This window comes from Methylocella tundrae (genome assembly GCF_038024855.1).
Taxonomy (GTDB): Bacteria; Pseudomonadota; Alphaproteobacteria; order Rhizobiales; family Beijerinckiaceae; genus Methylocapsa; species Methylocapsa tundrae.
Window position 1 is genome coordinate 1,528,105 of record NZ_CP139089.1, and the last position, 17,293, is coordinate 1,545,397.

The window sequence follows — 17,293 nt, forward strand, 5'->3', positions numbered from 1 at the left end:
CGATGCTTTGAAATTTCATTCGTACCGCAGCGCTTCGATCGGATCTAGGCTCGCTGCCTTGCGTGCCGGATAAAAGCCGAAAAAAACACCGACCGCGACGGAGAAGAGAAACCCTCCCATCAGCGCGATGGCCGAAATCGGCGCCGGCCAGCCGAGGAGGGCTGAAATGCCCGCGGAGACCAAAACGCCCGTTATGATGCCAGCGATGCCGCCGCTCAGGCTCAAGAAGACGGCTTCGGCCAGAAATTGCAGGAGCACGTGCAAACGCCGCGCGCCGATCGCCATCCTTAAGCCGATTTCACGCGTCCGTTCGGTCACCGAGACGAGCAGTATGTTCATGATGCCGATGCCACCGACGAGGAGAGAAATGGATGCGACGGCGGCGAGAAGAAGCGCCATGATGCGGCTGCTGCTTTCGGCCGTTTCCGCATATTGGCTCAAGTTGCGGACATCGAAATCTTTGATTTGGCCGGGCTTAATGCGATGCCGGCGCATCAAGGTTTCACTCGCTTGACGAATGGCCGTTTGCACCTCACGGGGCGTCGTGGCCTGGACATAGATTTGATTTGCGAATCCCGTCAGACGCGGTTGCAAGTTGTAGGGATTGGGCGGCGGCAGATAGCGCCAGTTGATCGGCGTCTGCTGCTGTGTAGGCGCTGCGACGCCGAGCACTTTGCGCTCTGCCGTCTGGAATGGAATCATCAAGACGTCGTCCTGATCCTGTCCGAACGGCGACTGACCTTTGGCCGCGAGCGTGCCGATAACTTGGAGCGGCACGCTTTTGACCTGGATAAAGGCGCCGATCGGATTTTCGCCGGCGCTGAAAAGCTGTTTGTAGACCGTCTGACCAATGACGGTGACAAGGGCGGCCTTGGTCTCGTCTTCCCGGGTAATGGCGCGGCCCGCGGCAATCCGCCAATTCGTGATCGGCGGGTAGTTCGCGCTCACCCCCTGAACGGTCGTCGTCCAGTTTTGATTGCTATATTGAACCTGCCCTTGCTGACGGATGAGATAGCCGACCTGGGCGACGGCGGGGTCTTCGCGACGGATCGCGCTCGCGTCTTGGACCGTAAGCGTGCTGGCGCTGCCGAACCCGGCCCGGATCCCACCAGTTGTTACGGCGCCTGGCAGGATGACGACGACATTGGTGCCAAGGCTCTGGATCTGTTTGCGGACGGCCTCATTGGCGCCCTGGCCGACAGCGACCATGACGATCAAAGCGGCGACGCCGATGAAAACGCCGAGCATCGTGAGCGCGGAACGCATTTTGTTGCGCCCGATCGCTTGTGCCGCCGCAGCAAGGATCATCAGTGCAAAAGTCCAGAAGCCCGCGACCTGGATCGCGGCCGCCGTGTGAAACTCCGCTTTAGCAAGAGGCAAAACGGGCGTGCCGCCGGGCGCAAGTTTGCGCGCGGCGCCCGCTTGCTTTTCCGGGCGGACCCGCTCATCGGAAATGATCTTACCGTCACGCATGGTGACGACGCGATCCGCATAAGCGGCTATGTCCAGCTCATGCGTGACGACGATGATGGTGACGCCTTTTTCGCGGTTCAGCGCCGCCAGAGTTTCCATGATCTCATGCGAGGTTTTCGTATCGAGATTGCCGGTCGGCTCATCGGCAAGCAGCAGGCCGGGCTCATTGATCAAGGCGCGCGCTATGGCGACGCGTTGCTGCTGGCCTCCGGACAGCTGAGCCGGCGTGTTGCGTTCGCGCTCGCCTAAACCCAATAATTGAAGCGCCGCGCGGGCGCGTTCGGTACGCGTCGCACGGCCCGTGGGCCCGGAGGACGCATAATAGAGCGGAAGACCGACGTTTTCGATTGCGCTCGTGCGCGCCAGCAAATTGAAGCTTTGGAACACAAAGCCGAGCCTCTCGCTACGAATCCGCGCCAGATCCGGTTCATGCAATGCCGCGACATCGACGCCTTCAAAAAAGTAATGGCCGCTTGTCGGTCTGTCGAGGCAACCAAGGATGGCCATGAGGGTCGATTTTCCGGACCCGGAGGAACCCATGATGGTGACGAATTCGCCGCGCTCGACCGTGAGATTTATGCCTTGCAAGGCGCGCACTTCGACATCGCCGACACTGAAGGTCCGCGTGACATTCTCGACCCGTAACACCGGTTCCGACACCGCTGATCCATTTCCTGAATTAAAACCGCGGCAGAGGCAGTCTCTGCGACCGCGAGCTTGAGCTGTGCTCTTCACCGACGATGACGGCGTCGCCTGGTTTGAGATCGCCTTTTGTAATCTCGGTGAAATTATCGTCGTCGAGCCCCGGCACGATATCGATTTGCGTGGGTATGCCGTCGCGCAAGAGCCAAAGATGGGTCGACTCAATGCCTGACGTTTTCGCGCTCGGAGGTGGCGTTGTGCCAGACGGGCCTCCCGGAACAAACCTTAAGGCCTGGTTGGGCACGCGGATGACATCTTCCCTTTGATCGCTGATGATCCGCGTTGATGCGGTCATCCCCGGCCTCAGCGTTAAATCCTTGTTGTCAACGCTGACAACCGCGTCGAAGGTGACGACATTCTGCACCGTCTGCGGCGACTGGCGGACCTGGGAAACTTTCCCATTGAAAATCTGCCCGGGATAGGCATCGACCGTGAATGTTGCCGAATTTCCTTCCTTGATACTACCGATATCGCTTTCACTGGTATTTGTATCGACCTGCATTTTCGTCAGGTCGGTCGCGATCAAAAAGAGCGTCGGCGTTTGAAAGCTGGATGCGACTGTCTGCCCCTGAGTCACGTTGCGGGATACGACGATGCCTTCCACCGGCGAAACAATATCCGTATAGGCGAGGTTGAGCGCCGCGCCTGCGGCCAGGCCCCCGTCGAGCTTAACGGTCCCTTCGCCCTGACGGACGACATAAAGCTGATCCTCGGCCTGCTGGCGGGCCATCGAGTTTTGCTTCACGAGGCCCTGATAACGCATAAGGTTGAGCCGGTCCTTGTCGAGCACGGCTTGGTCGCGTGCGAGCTGGCCTGAATATTGATCGAGAACGGCCTTATAAGGACGAGGGTCGATCTTCGCGCAGATCTGGCCGGCTTTTACGAGCGTATTGTAATCGCAGAAGAGCTCCTGGATGATCCCCGACACATAGCTGCCGACGATGATCGTGAGCACCGGATTGACGGTGCCCGTCGCAGTCACAGCGCGGGTGATATTTCCGCGCGTGACGGGCAGTGTCGTGTAATGTATTTTTTCCGTGCCTGAATTGTACCACCACACCGCGCCGATGGCCGCGACAAGAAGAACGGCCAGAGAGAGAGCGATCCAACCGCCGCGCCCCAGGCGTTGCTTTCGCACCAGCCCTTTGTCGCTCAGCGGCGGTGATTGCCGCACGAGGGGTTTCACTTCGGCCTCTTCGGTCATCGATCTCAGGCTCAAACGGGCATCTCACATTATGCCGTGTTAACTACCTAGCCCATTGATCTGCCTCAACCGCCAGCCTGTCGGGAACGACGCTTCATCCACTAAGTTTGATATTCCACTCGCGAACCAGCGCCGCCATTCGACAAAGCGCGCTTGAAAAGCGCAGTCGATGGAAGCGCGAGCAGCAGGCGGCGTTTTCTCGATATAATGACCCGGGTGACGGCCAATAAAACACGCGCGAGGCCGCTCCATGTCATGCATTATGTGACCCCATGTCCGAGCCGAATGGCGGCGTGCCCTTATTTGAAGGCGGCGCATCAAGGCTGGGGCGCCTTCGCCTCGCGAGCTTTGGGCAAGCGTGGACGGCAGAGCGCCGGCGGGGCGCACCGCCGCCAAAGCCGGGATCGGGCCGGGCAAGCCCGCTAGCGATTCGGTGCGAAACGCCTCCGCTTGCTTCCCTGCGCTTCCCCGATTGTTTTCAGCACTTCTGCGGCGGGTTCCAAGTTATTGGTTTTATTGGTGGAGCTGAGGGGAATCGAACCCCTGACCTCTGCAGTGCGATTGCAGCGCTCTCCCATCTGAGCTACAGCCCCCATCCAGCGGCTGTTTACGCGACTGCGCGGGAGCGCGCAAGCGGGTTGCGCGCGGTTGCGCTTATTATCCTCATAAGAAGCTGGCGCCGCAGGCGGAAGCCTTGCCAGTTTGACGCAAGCCGCGTAAACGAAATGGGATAGGCTGAGGCTTCGGAGTTCCCATGCGCGCTCTTCTCGATGTGATTTTGCTGGTTCTTGACCTTTATACTTACGTCGTGATCGCAGCAGTGATTCTATCGTGGCTGATAGCCTTCAACGTCATCAATACTTACAATGACGTGGTCCGCGCCATCGTCAATGCGGTCAACGCGCTGACGGAGCCGGTTCTGCGGCCGATTCGGCAAGTTTTGCCGAATTTTGGCGGGCTTGATATTTCTCCGATCGTCCTGTTTTTGATTATTTTTCTTATCCAGCGTATCATTATTCAATACATCTATCCGAACGTCTATTGAGCGACCCGAACAATTTTGACTCGAGATCCCTTCCCTGGAGCATGCGCGGCGGCGCTCTCGCCGTCATCGTTCGCTTGACGCCCAAAAGCGCCCGGGACGAAATCGCCGGCGTCGATCACCTCTCTGATGGCAGGCCCGTTCTGAAGGCGCGCGTGCGCGCCGCCCCGCAGAATGGCGAGGCCAATGCGGCGCTGCTCAAGCTGGTCGCCAAGTCGCTGCGCATTCCGGCCGGCGCCGTGCGGCTCGAATCCGGCGCGAGCGGGCGGCTGAAGACATTAATTCTATCGGGCGACGCCGAAGCTTTGAAGACCGCTCTCACCACCCTCGTCGGCTCCGCGGAGGCCGGCTGACGGCCGCCCTCGAACCGGGGCGCGTCCTCGGCGGAAAATCAGCCGCCGAGCCGGCTGAAAAAATCCCAGATCAATCTGGCGCTTTCGACGTCATTGTTGTGCAGACCCCGAGAGGTGTCCGATCCGATCCCGGCCCAGTGGCCCGGAACCGAATGACCGCCGCCCTCGACGCGCAAGACCTCGACCGGAACCTTGCAGCCGTTTAGTTTGTCGAGATAGGCGCGCGTTCCGTCGCGCGTGTCGCGATCCGGCATCGCCGTCGTCGTACGGCTTTCACCGCAGCCCGCAGCCTTGCCAAAGATCGCGAGCGCCGCGTCGGCTGAGACGACGTCAATTTTCCCATCCGGCAACGCCGCTTTGCCGCCCGCGTAGGGGATCACGGGATCAGCAGAGCCAACGATCATCAGGAGAGGAAGCGGGCGCGACGGCTTGCACGTCGGGGCGAGATACGCGGGCAAGGCGGTGATCAGGGTCGCGACGCCGGCGAACAATGACGCATTGTCGCAGGCAAGTCGGAAGGTTGTGAAGCCGCCATTCGAAATGCCGACAAGAAAAACCTTGCGCCGGTCGACAATTCCGTCGGAGACGATCTTCGCGACGAGATCGCGAATGAATGTTGCGTCGCGCGTCGCCTCGGGCCCGGGCGTTTCGCTCCAATGGCCCCCGATGGGATCCGGGTACACAAGCACGGGGCCCGCGGAACGGGCCATTTCTTCAAGGCCGAAGACCCGCCGCAGACGGGGACCTTTCTCACGACTGCGCAAAACGATGACGAGAGGACGGCGCGCCTGCTTCAGGCGGTGATGCAGAATCAGGATCGCGGTCCGCGTCATGCCGCCGGATTCGATCGAAATCCGGCCGGACGCGGCGGACGCCGGCTGTGGCGACGCGGCGAGCATCGTGAGAAGCGCCAGCGCCAACCACGTCGCGGCGCGCGCCGCCGCGAGCGTGGACAGGCGGCGCCCGCCACGGTGGTCACGGAAGGGTTCGTCGCCCCGGACGATCATGTCTTTAGCCCTTGCCAACAATGTCACCCCAGAAGCGCTGTTTCGACTGCTTGCCGCAGCCATCGAGAACGGACCGGCAGCGCCCTTGCCGGTCGAGCGCAGCGGCGCTTTCGGCCCAAACCTCTTGTGCGGACAATTTCCCGGATTCGGCTGTCATTCTTCTACTGCGTGCGGCGTTTTGGCAATAAGCAAAGCCTTTGGCAAATCCGATCCATCAATCCCGGAGATCGCCCGGCCCCGAAAATCCACTCAATTGGTTGCCCGCCAATTCGCTTTGCGTTAAGGGAAAGCGCAGAGCATTTCACGAAGATCGGATTTAACCTTCATGACAGAGGTCGAGTTCAATTCCGGTCGGCCGGAGGGCCGCCGGCCGCTGTCGCCGCATCTGCAGATTTACCGCCCCACACTGACGATGATGATGTCGATCGTACATCGCATCACCGGCGTGGCGCTCTACGTGGGCACGCTTCTGCTGGCGTGGTTTCTGATTGCCGCGTCGAGCGGTCCAGAGGCTTTCGCTTCGGTCTCGTCCGTTTTTAATTCCTTCATCGGAAAGCTCATCCTCTTCGGATTTAGCTGGGCCCTGTTTCATCACCTCCTCGGCGGGGTGCGTCACATCATCTGGGACGCAGGCTACGGACTCGATCATCCGCAGCGCGAATGGCTCGCCAAGGGCACGCTGATCGGCGGCGTCGCTTTGACGCTGCTCGTCTGGATCTGCGTATTCTCCCAGCTCTAGGAATTATCGGGTCCCCTAAGACGCGCCGTCGGCGTTTTGGACCGCAATCGAAGGAACGAATTCATCATGGCGCATGATCCAGCCCCCCGTCGCGGCGCCGCTCAAACGCGCTCCCTCGGCTCCGCGCGGGCTGGAACGACCAACGCCTGGCGCATCCATGTCACCTCGATTGCGCTGATTCCGCTCACCTTCGGCTTTGTCTGGATCCTCTTGTCCCTGGTCGGCAAGGATTACGCCGGGGTGAAGGCCGAGCTCGGGCGGCCCTTTCCCGCCATCGTTCTTCTTCTCTTTATTCTCGCCGGCGTCTACCACATGAAGATCGGAATGCAGTCAATCATCGACGACTACATTCATTCGACGCACGGCAAAGAATGGGCGCTGGTCGCCAATTCCCTGTTTTGCGCGGCCGTCGGGCTCGCTTCCATTTTCGCAGTCTTGAAACTCGGCCTGGCTTGACCCAGTCCGGCGCGCTTTTCCTTTATCGCGCGTGAAAACCACGACCTGCGTGTCAAAGACATATTTCGAAAGGCGATAGAATGGCCTCCAACAGCACATCGAACGGCAGCGCCGGGCCAGCGCGCCTTGGTTCCGCTTATCCGATCACGGATCACAGCTTCGATGTCCTCGTGGTCGGCGCCGGCGGAGCCGGATTGCGCGCGACCGTCGGCTGCTCCCAGGCAGGGCTGCGCACCGCCTGCATCAGCAAGGTCTTCCCGACACGCTCCCACACCGTGGCCGCGCAAGGCGGCGTCGCCGCCTCGCTCGCCAACATGGGCCCCGACAATTGGAAGTGGCACATGTACGACACCGTCAAGGGGTCGGACTGGCTCGGCGATCAGGATTCGATCGAATATCTTTGCCGAAACGCGCCCGCCGCGGTTTATGAGCTCGAACATTGGGGCGTGCCCTTTTCGCGCACCGAGGACGGCCGCATCTATCAGCGTCCGTTCGGCGGCATGACCACCGACTTTGGCAAGGGGCCGCCAGCCCAGCGCACCTGCGCGGCGGCCGACCGCACCGGCCACGCCATGCTGCATACGCTCTACGGACAGGCGCTGCGCTACAATACCGAATTCTTCATCGAATATTTCGCCATCGACCTCATCATGGAAGACGGGCGCTGCCGCGGCGTCGTCTGCCTGAAACTCGATGACGGCACAATCCACCGCTTTCGCGCGCAGCTCGTCATTCTAGCCACCGGCGGCTACGGCCGCGCCTATTTCTCGGCGACCTCGGCGCATACCTGCACGGGCGACGGCAACGCCATGGTTTTACGCGCCGGACTGCCGCTCCAGGACATGGAGTTCGTGCAATTCCATCCGACCGGCATTTATGGCGCGGGCTGTCTCATCACCGAAGGCGCGCGCGGCGAGGGCGGCTATCTGACCAACGCCTCGGGCGAGCGCTTCATGGAGCGCTACGCCCCGTCCGTGAAGGATCTTGCGCCGCGCGACATGGTTTCTCGCGCCATGACGATGGAAATCCGCGAAGGCCGCGGCGTCGGCAAGAACAAGGACCATATCTTTCTCCACCTTGATCATCTCGACCCGAAAATCCTGCATGAACGCCTCCCCGGCATTTCGGAGAGCGCCAAGATTTTCGCCGGCGTCGATCTGACCAAGGCGCCGATCCCCGTGCTGCCGACGGTGCATTACAATATGGGCGGCATTCCGACCAATTATCATGGCGAAGTCGTCATCAAGAAGGACGGCGATCCGGATGTGGTCGTCCCCGGTCTGATGGCGCTCGGCGAGGCCGCCTGCGTCTCGGTGCATGGCGCGAACCGGCTTGGCTCCAATTCGCTGATCGACCTTGTCGTGTTCGGGCGCGCCGCCGGCATGCGCGCCGCCGAACTCGTGACGGCGGGCGCGAAGCAGCCGGAATTGCCGCCCGATTCCGCCGATCGCGCGCTGTCGCGCCTCGATGGTTTCCGTTACGCGAAGGGCTCGCTTCCGACCGCCGAACTGCGGCTGCGGATGCAAAAGGTGATGCAGAACAATTGCGCCGTCTATCGCACCGGCGAGACGCTCCAGGAAGGCTCGAAGCTCATCCATGAGGTTTGGGAAGCCAAGGATCAGATCGGCGTCACCGACCGCTCGCTGATCTGGAATTCGGATCTCGTGGAAACGCTGGAATTCGACAATCTCATCATCCAGGCCGTTGTCACAATGGACGGCGCCGTCAACCGCACCGAGTCGCGCGGCGCCCATGCGCGCGAGGATTATACCCAGCGCGACGACGTCAACTGGATGAAGCACACATTGGCCTCGATTGATCCCGCAGCCCATAGCGTGACGATAGATTACCGCCCGGTGCACAGCTACACGATGACCAACGAGATGCAATATATCGAGCCGAAGGCGCGGGTTTATTGATGCGGCCCGGACGCTCCGTCCAACGCCGATTCTTGAGAACCACGTTCATCTGACTCCGGGAACTCCACTATGGTCGAATTCCTTCTTCCGCAAAATTCGCGTCCCATCGCCGGCAAAAGCTGGCCGAAGCCGGCGTCCACCAAAAAAGTGAGCGAGTTCAAGATCTATCGCTGGAGTCCCGACGACGGCGAGAACCCGCGTATAGACAGCTATTTCGTCGACCGCGACGATTGCGGACCGATGGTGCTCGACGCGCTGATCTGGATCAAGTCCAAGGTTGATCCGACCTTGACCTTCCGCCGCTCCTGCCGCGAGGGCATCTGCGGCTCCTGCGCCATGAACATCGACGGCGCCAACACGCTCGCCTGCACCAAGGCGATCGACGACATCAAGGGCGCCGTGAAGATCTATCCGCTGCCGCATATGTCGGTGGTCAAGGATCTGGTGCCGGACCTCACCAATTTCTACGCCCAGCACGCTTCGATCGAGCCGTGGCTGCAGACCAAATCGCCGACGCCCGAAAAGGAATGGCGGCAGGCGCCGGAGGATCGCGCAAAACTCGACGGCCTCTATGAATGCATCCTTTGCGCCTGCTGCTCAACCTCCTGCCCGAGCTATTGGTGGAACGGCGACCGCTATCTTGGCCCCGCCGTGCTGTTGCAGGCCTATCGCTGGCTGATTGATTCGCGCGATGAGGCGACCGGCGAGCGGCTCGACAATGTCGAAGATCCCTTCCGCCTCTATCGCTGCCACACGATCATGAATTGCGCGAAAACCTGTCCGAAGGGATTGAACCCCGCCAAAGCGATCGCGCAGATCAAGAACATGATGGTCGAACGTCAGCTTTGAACGGTGGTTCTTAATTTTGACCTTCGACGGTTATCGCGACGGTCATCGCGAGACGTGTGACTGTCAGCGCTGATCTCGACGTCTGCCGCCGCCCGGATTCGCCCTTCGACAGCGGCCGATAGCGTTGCGCACGACGCCAGGCGCCGGGGCTTCCTGCGGCGCATCGAAAGCGATCCCCACCCCGAAGGGGAGCGCTGACGGCGGATCCATCGGCGTCGTAACAGCCAAAAGAGCAGCCGAGTAAAATAACATCGGCTGTTGCGGATATGTCGCAACCGCGCGGATCTAAAGCTTTGCGCCACTTTCCCGCCACACTCGGACAGCACGGTCCATGGCTGGGGGAAGTTAACCATGCGACGCATCTGTCTTGGGCTTTCGATTGCAACGCTCGCCTGCTCGTTCGGCTTCGCCGAAACGCCCGAGCATCCCGCGAGCTATGACGAATTCATCGCAAAGCAGGCCGAGAAGCATGGCGTTCCAGAACGTCTCGTGCATCGCATCGTCATGCGCGAAAGCCGCTACAATCCGAGGCTGGTTCACAATCATTGCTTTGGCCTGATGCAGATCAAATACGGCACGGCGCGATCGATGGGCTACAAAGGCGCGCCGCAAGGCCTGCTCGATCCGAAAATCAATATGACTTATGCGATTCCCTATCTTTCCAACGCCTATCGGGTGGCGGAGGGCGACGAGGACCGCGCCGTCGCGCTGTTCGCCGGCGGCTATTACTATGCCGCCAAGAGGAAGCAATTGCTCACAGAGCTGCGCACGGCGGAGTCGCCGCCGGCCGTTGCCGAAGCGCCGCCTGCGCCGCCGCCGGCGCCGCCGAATCCCGTCAATGGCCTGTTCGCGTTCCTGCAGGGCGGCGCCCCCTCCTCTTCCGCGCCGCAGATGAGCACGCCCGCGCCCGTCTCCCGGCCGGCCACGGAGCTGGCTTCAACGTCCAGCGCCGCAGTTTCCGTCTCCCCTCCCCCGCCGGCAAACGCGCCGATTTGCGATCCTGCCGTGGCGAGTCTCGCGCAGGACGGCGCCGCGCCTTCGCCCCCACTCGCCGAGACGACGAAAGAGTCGCTTGAAGCGCCGCCGAACGCGCTTCCCGGAAAGCGCCACGACAAGGCGATTGTTAAAGTCGCACATAAACCAGCGGCAAATAAGGGCGTGGCCATCGCCTCAGCCTCAGCCGTAGCCGGGACCGTGGATTCCGCGCCAAAACGTTTGGAGGCGACGCAAGATTTAGCTTCGCCTGCCGCGCCATCCTCCGTGGCCAAGACCTACGACAAGACGGCCGCGAAAACGGCCGCGCCAAAGATTGCGCACAAACCGGCGACAAAAACAGCGATCGCGGTCGCCTCGGCCGAGCCATCGGCTCAGCCCCCGGAACCATCGAAAGCTGCGAATCACCCGGCGCCGAAAGCGAAAGACGCGAAAGGTCGCGCTAAATCGACGGCGGCCGCGATAAGCCCTGTGCAAAGCGACGCGCAATCCCCCTCCAATGCTGGCGAAGCGTCGAAAAATTCCACTGAACCCGCGCCGTCCTCGCAAGTGACGAGGAGCCACGACAAAACGGCGGCGAAAGCAGCCTCGCTAAAAACCGCGCACAAGCCGCCGGCGAAAACGGCAATCGCGGTCGCCTCGTCCGAGCCATCGGCTCAGCCACCGGAACCATCGAAAGTTGCAAACCACTCGGCGCCGAAAGCGAAAGGTCACGCTAAATTGACCACGGGCGCCGCGACCAAAACGGCCGACGCCCAGGCTGAGACGCAGTCGGCAAAGGAACCGGAAGGCGCGAGATAGACGGCGGCGCGTCGCAACATTCCGGCGGCGGCAAGCGTTTGCCGGTTCCTGGCGTGGCGAAAATAACCTAGGCTTCAGCCTTTCGACGATTCGACTGGAAGCGCCGTCGTGTCACCATCAGCGTTACCTTTGAAGGCACGGCTTTGGCCAGTCGCCGCGATCCGGGCGAAGAATGGCGGAACGAGGCCGCCGCAATGGCGAACCCTGACGCAAAGGGTCGGCCGCCTTGCGATCGCTCTCGCCGCGGCCTCGCTGGCCCCCGCCGCTGAGGCCGAAACGCCAAATTCCTTGCCGAGCGTCGGCGTCGTCAGAGCAGAACTGAAACCGATCACGCAGACCAGCCAGTTCCTGGGCAGAGTCCAGGCCGTCGACAAAGTGGAAATTGTCGCGCGCGTCACCGCTTTTCTGGAACATGTCGATTTCACTGACGGCGCGGAAGTCAAGAAAGGCGACGTGCTCTACCGTCTGGAGCGCGGGCCCTTTGAGGCGGACCTCGAAGCGAAAACCGCGGTGGCGCAGCAATTCCAGGCGCAGCTCGACAACGCCAACATCCAGCTCGACCGCGCTCAAAAACTGTTGCAGACGCAGTCAGGCGCGCAAGCGACGGTCGACACCGCGCTGGCGACGCAGCGCAGCTACGCGGCGCAATTGCTGGGCGCGCAGGCGAACGTCAAACAGTCGAAAATCAACCTCGATTACACAATCATAAGCTCGCCGATCGACGGCAAGATCGGGCGGACCGCGATGACGCCAGGCAATGTCGTGACGCCGAGCAGCGGCATTCTCGTCACCGTCGTCAGCCAGGATCCCATGTATGTGGTTTTTCCCGTCGCCGTGCGCACGCTGATCTCCCTGCGCCAACATTACGCTCCGATCGGCGGCTTCAATGCGATCGTAATCCGGCTCGGTCTGCCGGATGGGCGCATTTACGATCAGCAGGGCAAACTCGATTTCGTCGACAATACGGTGCAGACGGCGACCGACACGATACTGGTGCGCGCTGTGATTCCCAATCCGCCGCTACCGGTCAAATCAAGCGCCGGCGGCACGCTGCGCGAATTGACGGATACGGAGTTCGTCAGCGTATTTCTTGAGGGCGTCAAGCCGGTCGAGTACCTCGCCGTTCCGCGAGCGGCGATTCTGGCCGATCAACAAAGCGATTTCGTCTACGTCGTCGACGCCGACGGCAAGGCGCAGCGGCGCAACGTCAAGCTCGGGCAATCGACGCCGACCACAGCGGCCATCGAAAGCGGACTGAACGCCGGCGATCTCGTCATTGTCGAGGGATTGCAGCGCGTTCATCCTGGATTGGCGGTTCAAGCCTCGCCGGCGACTCCCGGCCCGCAACCGGAGTCCTCGAAATAAGCGACGGATTACGACATCACAACGCCACGCATGGGGCTGGCCAATGATCTCCGCGGTTTTCGTCGATCGGCCCCGGCTCGCCATCGTGATCGCGATCGTCATCACGATCGCCGGCGCCCTCGCCTTGCTGCGCATTCCGCTGTCACAGTTCCCCGACATCGTGCCGCCGCAGGTGCAGGTGACGGCAACCTATCCAGGCGCTTCCGCCGAGGTTGTCGAGACATCCGTCGCGCAGCCGCTCGAAGCCCAGATGGTCGGCGTTGACAGATCGATCTATATGAAATCGACGAGCGGCAATGACGGCAGCTACAATCTCACCGTCAGCTTCGAACTCGGCACAAATCCCGACATCGACACCGTCAATGTCAACAACAGGGTCCAAACGGCGCTGGCGCAACTGCCGGAGACGGTCACGCATCAGGGGCTCATCGTGCAAAAGCGCTCCTCGGCGATCTTGCAGTTCATGATGCTCTACAGCGAGAACGGCAAGCAGGATCCGCTCTTCATCACCAATTACGCGACGATCAACGTGCTCGATGAACTGTCGCGCACGCCCGGCGTCGGCCAGGCCTCGCTCTTCGGCCTTCTCAAATACTCGATGCGCATCTGGTTCGACGTCGAGAGGCTGGTCAGCCTCGATCTCGCGCCATCAGACGTCATCGCAGCCATCCAATCGCAGAATGTTCAGGCGGCGATCGGACGCATCGGCGCACGGCCTATCGGCGATGACCAGCAGTTCCAGCTCAACCTGCAAACGCAGGGGCGTCTGACAACGCCGGCGGAGTTCGGGAAAATCGTGCTGCGCGCCAATCCCGACGGTTCGATCGTTCATATCAGCGATGTCGCGCGCGTCGAGATCGGCGCGCAGAACATGGATAATGAGAGCCGGCTCTCCGGCAAGCCTGCGGTGGCGATCGGCATCTATCTCTCGCCCGGCGCCAACGCGGTTCAAACCGCGGCCGCCGTACAGAAAACCCTCGCGAAGGTCGCGGTTCGCTTTCCCGCAGGTTTGAAATCCAAGATCGTTTACGATTCGACGACTTTCGTCTCCGACACCATTCACGAAGTGCTGAAGACGCTGGCCGAGGCGTTCGTGCTCGTCGTTGTCGTCGTCTACCTTTTTCTTGGCACCGTGCGCGCCACCATCATTCCGGCCGTCGCGGTGCCGGTCAGCCTCATCGGCACATTCGCGGTGCTCTTGGCGGTCGGCTATTCCGCCAACACCGTATCGCTGCTGGCCCTCGTGCTCGCCATCGGCATCGTCGTCGACGATGCGATCGTCGTCGTCGAGAACGTCGAGCGGGTCATGGAAGAGGAGCCCGATCTTTCCCCGGCCGCTGCGACGAAGAAAGCGATGGGGCAGATCACCGCGCCGATCATCGCCATCACGCTCGTGCTTCTCTCGGTTTTCGTTCCAATCGCTTTCATTCCCGGCGTCTCCGGACAATTGTTCCGCCAATTCGCAGTGACGATCAGCGTTTCGATGCTGATCTCGGCGTTGAATGCGCTGACTCTATCGCCTGCGCTCTGCGGCCTTGTGCTGCGGCCGGGCGGGCATCGCAGCGGGCTGATGGGACGCGTGCTGCGCGCGATCGACGGCGCGCGCGACGGTTATGGGCGGATCGTGACGGTTCTTGTGCGGCGCGCCTCGATCGCCCTTATCATCGTCGCCGCATGCGGCGGCGCCATCTACGCTCTGTCGCTGCGAACGCCAGTCGGCTTTCTGCCGGAAGAAGATCAGGGCGCTTTCTTTTTGTCCATCCAGCTGCCGGACGGCGCCTCTGTCCAGCGCACCAGCGACGCGATGAGAGAAGTCGAGAAGCTGCTGCTGGCCATGCCGCAGATGCAAGATACCTTCTCGATCATCGGCTATTCGCGCATCGATGGCGTCAGCGAACCCAACGCAGGCTTCATTGTGGCCAAACTGAAGCCCTTCGCCGACCGCCCGACAGAAGCGGATTCGGCGCAGGCATTGATCGCCAAAATCACGCGCGAGGCCGCGTCCATTCGCACCGCCTCGGTCATCGCATTCAACCTGCCGCCGATCATCGGCCTTTCGACGACGGGCGGTTTCGAATATCAGCTCGAAGCCCTTGAAGGACAGGATCCCTCAGCCATCGCCAGCGTCATGCAGGCCATGGTCTCTGCGGCCAACGCGGACCCGGCGCTGACGCGCGTGTTCTCAACCTTCACCGCGACCAATCCGTCAATCTTCCTCGACATCGACCGCCAAAAAGCGCAAGCGCTCGGCGTCGACATCGCCGACATATTCTCCGCTCTGCAGGCGACGCTGGGCGGAACCTATATCAACGACTTCAATCTCTACGGGCGCACATGGCAGGTCAATCTGCAGGCCGACGCCGCCGATCGCCGCGATTTTTCGTCGATCTGGCAAATCTATGTGCGCAACAAATCGAATACGATGGTGCCGATGGCGGCGCTCGCCTCAATGCGGACGATCGTGGGCCCGCAGGTCATTACGCGCTATAACAATTACCGTTCGGTGACGATCAATGGCACGCCGGCGCCAGGCGTGTCGTCCGGCGGCGCGCTGGCGGCGATGGACGCGCTATCCACCCGGACGCTGCCGCCGGGCTACACCTATGAATGGACCGGCACCGCCTTTCAGGAGCACGAGGCCTCCGGCCAGACCGGCGTCATCCTGACGCTGGCGCTGCTGTTCGCTTTCCTCTTCCTCGTCGCGCTGTATGAAAGCTGGATTATCCCCATTCCCGTGCTGATGTCGGTGTCAGTCGCGGTGCTCGGCTCCTTCGCTGGCATCCTGATCGCGCAATTGGCGCTTGATCTTTATGCGCAGATCGGTCTCGTCGTGCTTATTGCACTCGCCGCGAAAAACGGCATTCTGATCGTCGAATTCGCCAAGGATCAACGCGAGCAAGGCATGGACATTCGTGAAGCGGCCGTGCTTGGCGCGCGCATGCGGTTTCGGGCCGTGATGATGACCTCCATCGCGTTTGTTCTCGGCCTGCTCCCGCTGGTCATCGCGCATGGCGCGGCGCAGATCAGCCGGCGCGGCGTCGGCACCCCGGTCTTTTCAGGCATGATCGCGGCGAGCGCGCTTGGAGTCTTTCTTATCCCCATGCTCTATGTGACATTCGAGTCCCTGCGCGAATGGAAGTGGCCGAACAAAAAGCAAAAGCTGACGGACGCTGGCCGGTCATGACGCAGAGCAAGCAGCTTTGCGTTATCATCTGCGTTTTCGCGCTGCTGGCGTTCGGCTTCCCAGGGACCTTATCGGCGCTGGACCAGAGCGATTCCGGCTTTCAGGCCTATCTCCAATCCTTATGGCCGCGCGCCGAGGCGGCGGGCGTCCGGCGCGCAACCTTTGAGGCGGCGATCACAGGGCTGACGCCCGATCCGTCCGCGCCCACGGCATCCGCAAAACAGCCGGAGTTCGACAAGCCGCTCAAAGCCTATCTCGCGGAGGCCGTCTCAACGCCAAGAATTTTGCGCGGACGCGCCGCGTTGCGCCGATGGAACCCGGAGCTTTCGCGTATTTCGCAGCGTTTCGGCGCGCCGCCGCAGATCATCGTCGCGGCGTGGGGCATGGAGACCGATTTCGGCGCGGCGAAGGGCGGCAAGGATATTGTGCGCACGCTCGCGACGCTCGCCTATCAACGCCAGGACCGCGCGCTTTTTGGCGATGAGTTCATCGCGGCGCTGGTCATTCTCGATAAGGGTCTCGCGCCGCGCGAGAAGCTGAAGGGCTCCTGGGCCGGCGCCATGGGCGATCCGCAGTTCATTCCATCGGCCTATCTGAAATATGCCGCAAGTTTCGACGGTTCGGCTTTCGCCGACATCTGGGACAAGCCGCAGGACAGCCTTGCCTCGATCGCCAATTTTTTGCGGCAGTCCGGATGGCGCCCGAACCTGCCGTGGGGCATGGAGGTCGTGCTGCCGCCGGGGTTTGATTTCGCCTCATTGCATCGCAGTTTCGCGGCATTCAAGGCGCAGGGCGTCGTCAATGCTGATGGGAGCCCCCTGCGTGCTGAGGGCGACGCGACGTTGTTCCTGCCATCCGGCGCCGCTGGTCCGGCTTTTCTGCTGTCCGACAATTACTGGGTGCTGAAAGCCTATAACAACTCCGACTCTTACGCGCTTTCGCTGAGCCTGCTCGCCGATCGGATCAATGGCGGAGGGGAACTGCGTGGCCGCTGGCCCGCGGGCGAAGCCTTCCTCAGCCGCGCCGACAAATCGTTGATCCAGCGCGAATTGCAAAAGCGCGGGCTTTATAGCGGCGCCATCGACGGGCGCTTCGGCCAGGCCTCGCGCGACGCCATCCATGCGTTCCAGATTGCCGCGAAGATCAGCCCGGCGGACGGCTATGGCTCGCAGGAAGTGTTGCGGCGGCTGACGCAGAATTAGCGCC

Annotated in this window: 14 protein-coding genes and 1 tRNA gene; 11 read left to right on the plus strand and 4 right to left on the minus strand. The window is 61.5% G+C overall.

Annotated features, from left to right (window positions below; genetic code table 11):
- Window positions 1–15: 15 nt before the first annotated feature.
- The 3 genes from SIN04_RS09565 to SIN04_RS09575 form a co-directional block, all read right to left on the minus strand.
- Entirely contained in the window at window positions 16–2,133 is a 2,118-nt protein-coding gene (locus tag SIN04_RS09565) for an ABC transporter permease (RefSeq protein WP_341264398.1), read from the minus strand.
- 19 nt (window positions 2,134–2,152) lie between these two features.
- On the minus strand, window positions 2,153–3,379 hold the full coding sequence (locus tag SIN04_RS09570) for an efflux RND transporter periplasmic adaptor subunit (RefSeq protein ID WP_134488646.1): 1,227 nt from the start codon (window positions 3,377–3,379) through the stop codon (window positions 2,153–2,155).
- Between the two features lie 517 nt (window positions 3,380–3,896).
- Window positions 3,897–3,972: transfer RNA gene (locus SIN04_RS09575), tRNA-Ala, on the minus strand.
- A 161-nt stretch (window positions 3,973–4,133) separates the two neighbouring features.
- Between SIN04_RS09575 and SIN04_RS09580 the strand changes: the two genes are divergently transcribed.
- Window positions 4,134–4,424 carry a YggT family protein gene (locus SIN04_RS09580; protein ID WP_134488648.1) on the plus strand — a complete coding sequence of 97 codons (291 nt, stop codon included), beginning with the start codon at window positions 4,134–4,136 and terminating at the stop codon, window positions 4,422–4,424.
- A gap of 41 nt (window positions 4,425–4,465) precedes the next feature.
- Window positions 4,466–4,774 (plus strand): DUF167 family protein, encoded by a 309-nt coding sequence (locus SIN04_RS09585; protein ID WP_134488650.1) that lies wholly within the window; start codon window positions 4,466–4,468, stop codon window positions 4,772–4,774.
- A gap of 38 nt (window positions 4,775–4,812) precedes the next feature.
- Here SIN04_RS09585 and SIN04_RS09590 read toward each other — a convergent pair whose 3' ends face one another.
- The gene (locus SIN04_RS09590; RefSeq protein WP_134488652.1) at window positions 4,813–5,781 is read right to left on the minus strand and encodes an alpha/beta hydrolase family esterase; all 969 of its coding nucleotides are present in this window, start codon (window positions 5,779–5,781) and stop codon (window positions 4,813–4,815) included.
- Between SIN04_RS09590 and SIN04_RS09595 the strand changes: the two genes are divergently transcribed.
- From SIN04_RS09595 to SIN04_RS09635, 9 genes are all read left to right on the plus strand, one after another.
- Window positions 5,780–6,064 (plus strand): hypothetical protein, encoded by a 285-nt coding sequence (locus SIN04_RS09595; RefSeq protein WP_134488654.1) that lies wholly within the window; start codon window positions 5,780–5,782, stop codon window positions 6,062–6,064. The genes SIN04_RS09590 and SIN04_RS09595 overlap by 2 nt on opposite strands.
- Window positions 6,065–6,106: 42 nt before the next feature.
- Window positions 6,107–6,520, plus strand: coding sequence for a succinate dehydrogenase, cytochrome b556 subunit (gene sdhC, locus SIN04_RS09600; RefSeq protein ID WP_134488656.1), 414 nt, complete (start codon window positions 6,107–6,109; stop codon window positions 6,518–6,520).
- A gap of 66 nt (window positions 6,521–6,586) precedes the next feature.
- Window positions 6,587–6,976: a succinate dehydrogenase, hydrophobic membrane anchor protein gene (sdhD, locus tag SIN04_RS09605; RefSeq protein ID WP_134488658.1), complete on the plus strand. Its 390-nt coding sequence runs from the start codon at window positions 6,587–6,589 to the stop codon at window positions 6,974–6,976.
- A gap of 80 nt (window positions 6,977–7,056) precedes the next feature.
- Entirely contained in the window at window positions 7,057–8,895 is a 1,839-nt protein-coding gene (gene sdhA / locus SIN04_RS09610) for a succinate dehydrogenase flavoprotein subunit (protein ID WP_134488660.1), read from the plus strand.
- Window positions 8,896–8,964: 69 nt separating this feature from the next.
- Window positions 8,965–9,744 carry a succinate dehydrogenase iron-sulfur subunit gene (locus SIN04_RS09615; protein WP_134488662.1) on the plus strand — a complete coding sequence of 260 codons (780 nt, stop codon included), beginning with the start codon at window positions 8,965–8,967 and terminating at the stop codon, window positions 9,742–9,744.
- Between the two features lie 351 nt (window positions 9,745–10,095).
- Window positions 10,096–11,538, plus strand: a complete 1,443-nt coding sequence (locus SIN04_RS09620) for a transglycosylase SLT domain-containing protein (RefSeq protein WP_134488664.1) — start codon at window positions 10,096–10,098, stop codon at window positions 11,536–11,538.
- Window positions 11,539–11,646: 108 nt separating this feature from the next.
- On the plus strand, window positions 11,647–12,903 hold the full coding sequence (locus tag SIN04_RS09625) for an efflux RND transporter periplasmic adaptor subunit (RefSeq protein WP_244605752.1): 1,257 nt from the start codon (window positions 11,647–11,649) through the stop codon (window positions 12,901–12,903).
- 43 nt (window positions 12,904–12,946) lie between these two features.
- A complete protein-coding gene (locus SIN04_RS09630; protein WP_134488666.1) occupies window positions 12,947–16,087 on the plus strand; it encodes an efflux RND transporter permease subunit in 3,141 nt (1,046 codons plus the stop codon).
- Window positions 16,084–17,289: a lytic murein transglycosylase gene (locus SIN04_RS09635; RefSeq protein ID WP_134488668.1), complete on the plus strand. Its 1,206-nt coding sequence runs from the start codon at window positions 16,084–16,086 to the stop codon at window positions 17,287–17,289. Before SIN04_RS09630 ends, SIN04_RS09635 begins: the two co-directional genes overlap by 4 nt.
- Window positions 17,290–17,293: the final 4 nt, after the last annotated feature.

Bases quoted from the DNA above. Each gene is read 5' to 3' on its own strand.
- SIN04_RS09570 (WP_134488646.1), bottom strand. From the start codon at position 3,379: ATGACCGAAGAGGCCGAAGTGAAACCCCTCGTGCGGCAATCACCGCCG.
- SIN04_RS09580 (WP_134488648.1), top strand. From the start codon at position 4,134: ATGCGCGCTCTTCTCGATGTGATTTTGCTGGTTCTTGACCTTTATACT.
- SIN04_RS09585 (WP_134488650.1), top strand. From the start codon at position 4,466: ATGCGCGGCGGCGCTCTCGCCGTCATCGTTCGCTTGACGCCCAAAAGC.
- SIN04_RS09595 (WP_134488654.1), top strand. From the start codon at position 5,780: ATGTCTTTAGCCCTTGCCAACAATGTCACCCCAGAAGCGCTGTTTCGA.
- SIN04_RS09590 (WP_134488652.1), bottom strand. From the start codon at position 5,781: ATGATCGTCCGGGGCGACGAACCCTTCCGTGACCACCGTGGCGGGCGC.
- sdhC (WP_134488656.1), top strand. From the start codon at position 6,107: ATGACAGAGGTCGAGTTCAATTCCGGTCGGCCGGAGGGCCGCCGGCCG.
- sdhD (WP_134488658.1), top strand. From the start codon at position 6,587: ATGGCGCATGATCCAGCCCCCCGTCGCGGCGCCGCTCAAACGCGCTCC.
- sdhA (WP_134488660.1), top strand. From the start codon at position 7,057: ATGGCCTCCAACAGCACATCGAACGGCAGCGCCGGGCCAGCGCGCCTT.
- SIN04_RS09615 (WP_134488662.1), top strand. From the start codon at position 8,965: ATGGTCGAATTCCTTCTTCCGCAAAATTCGCGTCCCATCGCCGGCAAA.
- SIN04_RS09620 (WP_134488664.1), top strand. From the start codon at position 10,096: ATGCGACGCATCTGTCTTGGGCTTTCGATTGCAACGCTCGCCTGCTCG.
- SIN04_RS09630 (WP_134488666.1), top strand. From the start codon at position 12,947: ATGATCTCCGCGGTTTTCGTCGATCGGCCCCGGCTCGCCATCGTGATC.
- SIN04_RS09635 (WP_134488668.1), top strand. From the start codon at position 16,084: ATGACGCAGAGCAAGCAGCTTTGCGTTATCATCTGCGTTTTCGCGCTG.